General features: G+C 68.1%; 10 protein-coding genes and 2 pseudogenes. 1 reads left to right on the top strand and 11 read right to left on the bottom strand.

Going from position 1 to position 8,718, the window contains the following annotated elements; genetic code table 11:
• The 11 genes and pseudogenes from BM162_RS23415 to BM162_RS23590 all read right to left on the bottom strand — a co-directional run.
• Positions 1-254: pseudogene (locus BM162_RS23415) on the bottom strand (TVP38/TMEM64 family protein); the annotation flags it as partial.
• Position 255: 1 nt separating this feature from the next.
• Positions 256-453: a heavy-metal-associated domain-containing protein gene (locus BM162_RS21775; RefSeq protein WP_093425919.1), complete on the bottom strand. Its 198-nt coding sequence runs from the start codon at positions 451-453 to the stop codon at positions 256-258.
• A 255-nt stretch (positions 454-708) separates the two neighbouring features.
• Positions 709-1,620, bottom strand: a complete 912-nt coding sequence (locus tag BM162_RS21770) for an SMP-30/gluconolactonase/LRE family protein (RefSeq protein WP_093425918.1) — start codon at positions 1,618-1,620, stop codon at positions 709-711.
• Positions 1,617-2,585 carry an ABC transporter permease gene (locus BM162_RS21765; protein ID WP_093425916.1) on the bottom strand — a complete coding sequence of 323 codons (969 nt, stop codon included), beginning with the start codon at positions 2,583-2,585 and terminating at the stop codon, positions 1,617-1,619. The genes BM162_RS21770 and BM162_RS21765 overlap by 4 nt, the downstream gene beginning before the upstream one ends.
• On the bottom strand, positions 2,578-3,516 hold the full coding sequence (locus BM162_RS21760; protein WP_093425914.1) for an ABC transporter permease: 939 nt from the start codon (positions 3,514-3,516) through the stop codon (positions 2,578-2,580). Before BM162_RS21760 ends, BM162_RS21765 begins: the two co-directional genes overlap by 8 nt.
• Positions 3,513-4,928: a sugar ABC transporter ATP-binding protein gene (locus tag BM162_RS21755; protein ID WP_245759378.1), complete on the bottom strand. Its 1,416-nt coding sequence runs from the start codon at positions 4,926-4,928 to the stop codon at positions 3,513-3,515. The genes BM162_RS21760 and BM162_RS21755 overlap by 4 nt, the downstream gene beginning before the upstream one ends.
• Positions 4,929-4,978: 50 nt before the next feature.
• Positions 4,979-6,004, bottom strand: coding sequence for an ABC transporter substrate-binding protein (locus BM162_RS21750; RefSeq protein ID WP_093425910.1), 1,026 nt, complete (start codon positions 6,002-6,004; stop codon positions 4,979-4,981).
• Between the two features lie 254 nt (positions 6,005-6,258).
• Positions 6,259-6,384 (bottom strand): hypothetical protein, encoded by a 126-nt coding sequence (locus BM162_RS23520; RefSeq protein ID WP_281243845.1) that lies wholly within the window; start codon positions 6,382-6,384, stop codon positions 6,259-6,261.
• Positions 6,385-6,549: 165 nt separating this feature from the next.
• The gene (locus BM162_RS21745; RefSeq protein WP_093425908.1) at positions 6,550-7,026 is read right to left on the bottom strand and encodes a group III truncated hemoglobin; all 477 of its coding nucleotides are present in this window, start codon (positions 7,024-7,026) and stop codon (positions 6,550-6,552) included.
• A 397-nt stretch (positions 7,027-7,423) separates the two neighbouring features.
• On the bottom strand, positions 7,424-7,876 hold the full coding sequence (locus BM162_RS23595) for a GDP-mannose 4,6-dehydratase (RefSeq protein ID WP_369333203.1): 453 nt from the start codon (positions 7,874-7,876) through the stop codon (positions 7,424-7,426).
• Positions 7,877-8,158: 282 nt separating this feature from the next.
• The gene (locus BM162_RS23590) at positions 8,159-8,266 is read right to left on the bottom strand and encodes a transposase (RefSeq protein WP_369333202.1); all 108 of its coding nucleotides are present in this window, start codon (positions 8,264-8,266) and stop codon (positions 8,159-8,161) included.
• A 190-nt stretch (positions 8,267-8,456) separates the two neighbouring features.
• Here BM162_RS23590 and BM162_RS21735 point away from each other — a divergent pair.
• A pseudogene (locus BM162_RS21735) lies at positions 8,457-8,718 on the top strand (IS110 family RNA-guided transposase); the annotation flags it as partial.

Genomic DNA, 8,718 nt, shown 5'->3' with positions numbered 1-8,718 from the left:
AGCGTGCCCCAGAGGTGGCCGTAGGCCGCGCCCGAGGCCATCGCGATCGGCGCGCTCGGGATCGGGCTCGCCACCACGGCAAGCGTCATCAGACCGACGACCAGCAGAGGCCCGAAGACCCCGGCTTCGGCCACCAGCCGGTCGAGCGCCTCGCGGTCTATCCGCGCGGCGAGGTCGGGAGGCCCCCAGAGCGACCAGGCGGCGACAAGGGCGGCGGCGAGCGCCGCGACAGCGATCGCGGCGCGGCTCCTCACGTCACGCGGCAGCCGGTTCGTAGCCCGCCTCGCGGATGGCGTTCCGGATGGCATCGTCGTCCAGCGCACTGTCGACCTGCACCGTCCGGTCCGACAGGTCGCAGTTGACCTGCGCCGCGGGATCGACGGAGTGGATCGATTTCTTGATCGCAGAGGTGCAGTGGCCGCAGCTCATCTTCTCGACCGTGTATTTCGTCATGTCGTGTCTCCTTTCCCGCGTCAGGTGGGAGCTTCCAGCGCGGGAAGGTCAAGGGCGGGACAGGGAACCCGCACGCGATGCTCCGCTACGGCGTCCGAGGGCGGCTGTTCGAGGCGGGACGGACAGGCGCTCGATCGCGACCTTCCGCTGCCTGCCCTCCATTTCGCCGAGGGTTATCTTCTCACCATTCCCATCGCGGATCATGCGGCTGCCCGTCCCTTCCCCCGGCCGCGGGACCGGCGGGCGCCCTGCCCCTCAGCCCAGAGCAGAACTCACGTTGACCGCGACCGAGTAGACCGAGGTCGTGGCGGTGATCAGCAGCCGGTTGCCGCGCGGCCCGCCGAAGCACAGGTTCGACACGACCTCGGGCACCAGGATCTTGCCCAGCAGCGCCCCGTCCGGCGCGAAGCAGTGCACGCCGTCGGCGGCCGAGGTCCAGAGGCGGCCCTCGGTGTCCAACCGGAAACCGTCGGGCAGCCCGGCATCCACGGTCGCGAAGACATCGCCGCCCGAAACCCGCCCCTCCTCGCCCACGTCGAAGGCCCGGATGACCGACGGCACGTCGGGATCGTGGCTCGAGCCGGACTCGGCCACGTAGAGCACCCGCTCGTCCGGCGAGAAGGCCAGGCCGTTGGGCTGCACGAAGTCGTCGATCACGGCCTGCACCCGCCCCGTTCGCGCATCGATGCGGAACACGTGGTGCGCGTCCTGCTCCGGCTCGGCGCGGAACCCCTCGTAGTCGCTGAGGATGCCGTAGGTCGGGTCGGTGAACCACACGTCGCCGTTCGATTGCACCACCACGTCGTTCGGGGAGTTCAGCCGCCGCCCCTCGTAGCTGTCGGCGAGCACGGTGACCGAGCCATCATGCTCGGTCCGGGTGACGCTGCGCGTGCCGTGGTGACATGTGACCAGCCGCCCCTGCCGGTCGCGCGTGTTGCCGTTGGAGTAGTCCGAGGGTTGGCGGAACACGCTTACCTGCCCGTCCGGCGTCAGCCGCATCATCCGGTCGGCGGGAATGTCCGAGAACAGCAGCACCTGCATGTCGGCGAACCAGACCGGCCCCTCGGTCCACTCGAACCCGGTGGCGATGCGGCGCAGGTGCGCGTTCGGCTGGATCAGGTCGCGGAAGCGCGGATCCAGCGCTTCATAGGGGTTCGGGATGATCATGTGCTCTCCTTGCCCGAGGCGGCGGCGACGATGGCGATGATGATCGCGCCGGTCACGATGAGCCGGACGCCCGCGCCCAGCCCGTACGAGTTCAGCATCGACACGATCAGGAACATGAACAGCGCTCCGCCCCAGATGCCCGGCACGTTGGAGTATCCGCCGGCGATGGAACACCCCCCGATCACCACCACGGCGATCGAGATCAGCAGGTACTCCTGCCCCATGTTCAGCGCGGCTCCGCCCGAGAAGCTGGCCAGAAGGTATCCGGTCAGCCCGGCAAGCGCCGCCGCACCGATGAAGGTGACGGCGCGCACGAACTCGACCGGCACGCCGCTCAGCCGCGCCGCGCGCTCGTTTTGGCCGAAGGCCGAGATCCAGCGCCCGAAGGTCGACCGCTCGAGCAGCAGCCACGCCGCCAGCGCGATCCCCAGCCCGACGAGGGCAAGGTTCGGCACGCCCAGCGTCGCGCCGGTGGTGAAATCCGACAGCGCGGCGGGCGGCTTGATGCGCAGGCCGCGGTTCGACCAGATGGCGAGCGACTGGTAGAGGAACGACGCCGACAGCGTGGCGATGATCGGCGGGATGCGCAGCACCCGGATCAGCAGGTAGTTCGTCACCCCCGCGCCCAGTCCCACACCCAACGCGACCGCGAGGCCCGGCAGGATCAGCCCGGTCGCGCCGTCCATGAACTTCAGCGACAGCGTCCCGGCGAGCGTCATCGTCGCGGGGATGGAGAGGTCGACGTTGCCGGGGCCCAGCGTGATCACGAACATCTGCCCGATGCCGACGATGGCGGAGAAACTCGCGAAGGTCAGCGCCGCGCTCAGCAGGTCGCCGCCGCCGCGTCCCTCGGTCAGCATCAGCGTCGCCACGAAGGCCACGGCACTTGCCACCCACGCCCAGAACCACGGGCGGCGGTGGATCGACAGGACGGCCGAGGGCCGGTCAGCGGTCGCGTCAGCCATGCTGCGCCTCCTTTCGCCGGCCCGACCGGGCGAAGAGCAGCCGCACCGCCAGCACGAGGATCAGGATCGCGCCCTGCGCGCCGATCTGCCAGTCGGGCGAAAGCCGCATGAACGACAGGAAGCTGCCGGCCAGCGCCAGCGTCAGCGCCCCGATGACCGCCCCCACGGGCGAAATGCGGCCGCCGGTGAATTCACCGCCCCCCAGTATGACGCCCGCGATCGACAGAAGCGTATAGCGCAGCGCGATGTTCGCGTCGGCCGAGGTCGTCAGCCCCACCAGCGTGACCCCCGACAGCACGCCGAACAGCCCCGCCAGCGCGTAGGCACCGGCGCGAAGCTGCACCAGCGACCAGCCCGAGCGCCCGACGGCGCGGGCGTTGCCGCCGACCGCGCGCAGGATCGCGCCGGTCGAGGTTCGCATGATCAGGACATGCGCCACTACCGCAAGAAGCACGCTCGCCACGATGGCCATGGGGACCAGCGGCGGCTTCGCCGTCATCAGCGTGCGGATCCAGTCCGGTGCCGCACCGCCGGGCGAGGGCAGGATCAGCACCGCGAGCCCGCCCCACACGAAGGACATGCCCAGCGTCACCACGATGGCCGGAAGCTGCCGCGCCTCGATCAGCGCGCCGATGGCGGCATACCCCGCGATGGCCGCGAGCAGGATCAGCCCCCCGAGCAGCGGTGTGTCGTGCAGGAAGGTGGCGGTGACGCAGGCTACGAAGCTGACGAACGTGCCCACCGACAGGTCGATGTCGTTGACCATGATGATCATCATCTGCGCCACCGTCGCCAACGCGATGGGCACGGCGAGGTTGAACAACAGGTTCAGGCCGAAATAGCTCATTGCCCGCGGCTGCATGTAGAAGACGGCGGCCAGCAGGACGGCGAGCGAGACGACGGGAAGAAGGATGCGGTACCTCGCGCTCATTCCGCGGCCTCCTGCATCTCGAACGAGGCGGCGAGGATGTGCTGCTCGCTAATCTCGTCCCCGGTCAATTCGGCCGAGATGCGACCGTTGCGGAACACGAAGACCCGGTCGCACCGGCAAACTTCCTCGGTCTCGGTCGAGTACCACAGGAACGTGCGGCCCTTCTCGGCCTCGGCCCGGATCATGTCATAGGCTTCCCTCTTGGTGCCGACATCCACGCCACGCATCGGATCGTCCATCACGACGATGGGCGCCGGGGACGCCAGCGAGCGGGCGAACAGCACCTTCTGCTGGTTGCCGCCCGAGAGCGACAGGATGTTGTTGCTCATGTTCCCGGTCCGAATGCCGATGCGCTTGCGCCAGTCCTCGCCCACCCGCGCCTCGGCGTCCCGGTCCACGAGACCGCGGCGCGAGAGCGCCGACAGCGTGGTGAGCGAGACGTTTCGCAAGATGGACCAGAGCGGCATGATCCCGTCGCGCGCCCGGTCGCCCGCGACGAACACGACTTCCGGCCGGCGGGCATGGCCCATCCCGGCCGAGCGCGACAGGAAGAACCGTGCGAGCGCCTCGGCCTGCCCATGCCCGGCAAGCCCGGAGAGGCCCACGATCTCGCCCCGCCGCGCGGTCAGCCCCTCCTCCGTGCGCAGCAGCACGTCCTCGCCGATCCGCTCGGCAGCGCTGGCGGCGCGCCGTGCCTCGGCCGGGGCGCTGGCGACGTGGCCCATCGCGTCGATAAGGCCCTGCTGCGTGAAGCCGTCGCGCGGGCGGCTGTCGGTGATCTTGCCGTCCTTCATCACGTCGATGCGCGTGGCGACCTCGAACACCTCGCCCAGCATGTGCGAGATGAAGATAACCGCGCCGCCCCGCGCGCAGAACGCCTTGACGTGGTCCATCAGGTGGTGGGCGATCGATGCGTCGAGCGACGACGTCGGCTCGTCCAGGATCACAAGCCGCGCCGGGGCCGCGCCCTCGGCAAAGCCCATGGCGATCTCGACCATCTGCCGCTCGGCCAGCGACAGATCTCCCACGGTCGTCTTCGGCCGGATGCGATGGCCCGGAAACACAGCGTCGAGCGCGTTCGAGATGCGCCGCGCCGCGCGCCTGCGCCAGCCCGGCCCCGTCAGGTCGCGCTGTGGGATGCGCAGGTTCTCCTCGACCGTCAGGTTCGGGCAGAGCGACAGTTCCTGGAACACGCTGCGGATGCCCGCCGCCCGCGCCGCGGCCGGACCGGTCCCGGTGGAGCCATCGGGCAGCGCGTAGGTGACCGTCCCCGCGGTCGGGGCCAGGCCGCCATTGATGACGTTGACGGCGGTGGACTTGCCCGCCCCGTTGTGGCCGATCAGGCCCACGCATTCGCCGGGCCTGATCGTCAGCGACACCCCGTCGAGCGCGCGCACTGCACCGAAGTGCATGCGCGCGTCCGACAGGGCAACTAGTGGTGTTTCGGTTGCCATCTGCGCCGTTACTCGGCCGCCTTCGCGTCCTCGATGACGGCTTGCGCGTCTTCCAGGCTGTACTCGACGTTCGCAACCGACCCTTCGGGCGTGGCGGCCAGCGCCTCGTCCAGCGTGTCCTGCGTGACCACCAGGAACGGCACGGTCAGGTCCTTTGGCACCTCGTTGCCGGCCAGGATCTGCTGCGCCACCCAAAGCGCCAGCGTCGAGACACCCGGCGCGATGGACAGCGACAGCGTCTCGTAGCCGTTGGCGTCGCGCTGCTCGGCCCACCACTGCATCTCGTCCTGGCGGTTGCCCATCACGATGATCGGCATGTCGCGGCCCGCCGCGTCGATGGCCTGCGCCGCGCCGTAGCCGTCGCCGCCCTGCGTCACGACGCCGTCGATCTCGGGCAGGCTGGGCAGGACACCCGCCACCGCCTTCTGTGCCACATCCTGCGCCCAGTCGCCGTGGACCGAGCCGACGATCTCGAACTGCGGATACTCCTCGACGCCCTGCTGGATCCCGGCGTGGATCTCGTCGTCGACGAACACGCCGGCGAGGCCCCGGATCTCCAGAAGGTTGCCGCCGTCGGGCAGGCGCGAGGCCAGATATTCCACCTGCTGGCGCCCCATCTCCTTGAAGTCGACCGCAATCCGCCAGGCGCAGGGCTCGGTCACGATGCCGTCGAAGGAAACGACGGTGATGCCGGCGTCGCACGCCTCGGCGATGGCGCCGTTCAGCGCCGTGGGCGAGGCTGCATTGACCACGATGGCGTCATAGCCCTGAAGGATCATGTTCTGGATCTGGGCCGCCTGCTCGGTCGCCTGGTTCTCGGACGTGGTGAAGGCGTCGGCGGCGGCGACGACGCCCTCTTCGACCGCCTGTGTCCCCGCCTTCTCCCAGCTTTCGAGCATCGCCTGCCGCCACGAGTTGCCGGCGTAGTTGTTGGATAGCGCGATGCGTGCGTCGCCGGTCTGGGCCGGCGCGACGGCCGGCAGCGCCGCGGTCACGAGTGCGGCGGCCCCGAAGAGCTTGATGTTCCGTTTCATTGTACCTCCCTCGGCGCGAAATAGGCGCCGCTCACACGGACGGCGCCCTCCTCCCCGAGAAGCGCCGGTACCAGATTGCGCATTAAATTCCTCAACGTAAAGCCCGACGCGCGGCCCGCGTCGCCTTGTCCCGTTGGGAGGCGATTTCGTGTTCGCTGTCCCGCTGCAGGTCCGGCTCGTCCGCGTCGGCGACGACCGGAGATCGGATGGTGCGTGGTGCTGCCGAAGCCGCGCCCGGCCCTCTCCCGATCCGGTCAATCTCCGCCAGCCCTCAGTGGCCGCAGCCTGGCAGCGTGCGCGTTGTAGATGAAGGTGCACTTCTCGGCGCCGCCCCGAACGAGGTTGCCGACCACGTCCGCGTCCTTGGCGTAGTTGAGCATGACGTCCTCGACCGGCACACGCTGGCCGACATCACCCTCACCCCGGAGCAGTGGCAGACTTGAGGAACGCGGCCGAGACAGCGGATGCCGCCCGGACCTGAACGGGTCGCCGGCGCCCGCGGCACGGCAGTGCCTTCACGCCGGGCGGTCCGGCAGCCGCCTTGATCAGGACAGGCCCGAGCGCAGGTCCGGAGGTCCGTCGGCGTTCCCCAAGCAGGGGAACATCGCCATCTCCAGGCTCGATGCAATGCGCTGCGCCCGCTCCATGAGGTACTCGGCAGCCTCGGGCGTCGGCGCCGTGTCGTCCAGGGTGGCGCGGAAAAGCCTCAGCCACCTCGCCATATCGTCCTTCCGCACGCCTTCCAGACGCTGATGCACGAGCACCGGCTTGCCGGAATAGGTGCCGGACGACAGAGCCACCGAGGCCCAGAAGCTCTTCATCTTCTCGAGATGCGGCGTCCAGTCGTCCTCGACCTCGCGCACGAAGATCGGACCCAGTCGCGCGTCCTGCCGGACCCGATCGTAGAACGTCTCGACCATCTGCGACAGGTAGGCCTCGTCGATGCCCATCTCCTGCGCCTTGCGCCGGATCTCCGCCCGCTTGGTACGCGCGATGTCGTGCTTCGCGACGAGGTCGCTCATGTTTGCCTCCTGAGCAAGCGTGGCGCGGGTTTCTCCGCCCCGGCGTTGTTACAGCAAGCGCCGTACCGGCCTGTGAACTAGGACGGAGTGCGGCCATCGGGCGACAGGTAGCGTTTTGCACACTCCGAACGCAAGTGCGCCGGCGACTGCGGCAGCATGCAACGGAAGCCCCTCTCTCCGCTCTGGCGCCTGCAGCGGTACCTTTCCTGCGGCGAAAGATCGTCCGGCACTACCAGGAGGCGTTTGCGCACTCCGAACGCCGGGCGTGCCGCACGATGGGTGCTGGACGGACGTCGCATCGCTAACAGCTTCGCGGCTCGACTGAAAGCGGCGCGAAAGCTCACGTGACTGCCGGTCAAAGGGTCTGGGCAAGACTCTTCCGGCCCGAATGCCTACTTCAGGGAGGACCACTTCTGTCAGCGGCAGACCGCGCCGGAAACGCCGACGCCCACCGGTTGGCGGGCGTGGGGCGGGAAGGAGAGATCGGCCGGCGCGGATGCACCTCACCCAACGGCAGGTAGGGCGGTTCCCCACATACTGCCGCCGAAGACGAATATACGAGGCCCTCGCAGCCGACCTCCTCCAGCGCCCTCAATAGGGAGAGCGTCCCCGCGACGTTCACGTCCATATACTCCATAGGAACGGAAACTGATCCGCTGGCATCTTTCAATGCCGCAAGGTGAAGAGCGGTTTGCGGCCGAAACCGTGATACTACACGTCTAAGGGCACTTGCGTCACGGATATCCGAGTCAAGATACTCGACCCGCTGCTGTGTCGCGTCCATAACCTGCTCTAGATTGTCAGGCGAAGAGTTATTGCAATTGTCTTGCGCATGTCGGTGGTCCCGCAGGCCCCCGGTAGACCCGAACGCCCGTTCCCGGTCCGATCATGCCGCCTCCACAGCCCGGATTAATCGGGTCAGCGCCTCTCCGTCCATGCCGCTGTCGAACCTCAGGCAGCGGCCGCTGCTCAGCCGCTGCTCGAGCATGACGGGTCGCGCCGGCGCGGGGGCGCTCGCCGGCGGCGGCGCCTCACCAAAATCAACCGGAAGGAAAACGGCCCCGCGATCCGGCGACCATAGGCTCTTCTTCTTCAGATCACGCCGCCAGCCGTAGATCTGGGAGCGCGTGATCTAGTGCCGCTGCGCTACCTGCGTTACCGATGCACCGCCAACGCCGACCTCCGACAGGATCTCGAGCTTCTCATCTTCGCTCCACCGTCGGCGCCGTCCGACACCCAGAACCTCGCTCAGCGTGGCACCTTCCGATAAGACACTTCGCTAACGACGTCGTTATGCACGTATCTTAGCTCGGGACACCGCAATCAGGCAGGCGGCTTCAATCGGGATGGGGTGGTTGCCGTCCTCCCCAGGCGGCATCGCGATGTGCCAAGGTCGTGTTGCTGAAGATACGAAACGGAGAGGACGGCAAATGAATGATACGATGATAGGCGTGGACCTTGCAAAGAACGTGTTCCAGCTACACGCGGCCTCGATGACCGGCCATCTGAAATACCGCAAGAAGCTGACGCGGGCGCAATTTCCGAAGTTCATGGCGGACCAGCTTCCTTCCGTGGTGGTGATGGAGGCTTGCGCCAGCGCCTCGCATTGGGCCCGGGAACTGACAAAGCTCGGCCATGAGGTGAGGCTGATCGCGCCGCAATACGTCCGGCCCTTTGTGAAGCGCCAGAAGA

The organism is Tranquillimonas alkanivorans, from assembly GCF_900115595.1.
Taxonomy (GTDB): Bacteria; Pseudomonadota; Alphaproteobacteria; order Rhodobacterales; family Rhodobacteraceae; genus Tranquillimonas; species Tranquillimonas alkanivorans.
This window is presented reverse-complemented; position numbering and strand designations above follow the sequence as displayed.

Bases quoted from the DNA above. Each gene is read 5' to 3' on its own strand.
- BM162_RS21775 (WP_093425919.1), bottom strand. From the start codon at position 453: ATGACGAAATACACGGTCGAGAAGATGAGCTGCGGCCACTGCACCTCT.
- BM162_RS21770 (WP_093425918.1), bottom strand. From the start codon at position 1,620: ATGATCATCCCGAACCCCTATGAAGCGCTGGATCCGCGCTTCCGCGAC.
- BM162_RS21760 (WP_093425914.1), bottom strand. From the start codon at position 3,516: ATGAGCGCGAGGTACCGCATCCTTCTTCCCGTCGTCTCGCTCGCCGTC.
- BM162_RS21765 (WP_093425916.1), bottom strand. From the start codon at position 2,585: ATGGCTGACGCGACCGCTGACCGGCCCTCGGCCGTCCTGTCGATCCAC.
- BM162_RS21755 (WP_245759378.1), bottom strand. From the start codon at position 4,928: ATGCACTTCGGTGCAGTGCGCGCGCTCGACGGGGTGTCGCTGACGATC.
- BM162_RS21745 (WP_093425908.1), bottom strand. From the start codon at position 7,026: ATGAGCGACCTCGTCGCGAAGCACGACATCGCGCGTACCAAGCGGGCG.
- BM162_RS23520 (WP_281243845.1), bottom strand. From the start codon at position 6,384: ATGCTCAACTACGCCAAGGACGCGGACGTGGTCGGCAACCTCGTTCGG.
- BM162_RS21750 (WP_093425910.1), bottom strand. From the start codon at position 6,004: ATGAAACGGAACATCAAGCTCTTCGGGGCCGCCGCACTCGTGACCGCG.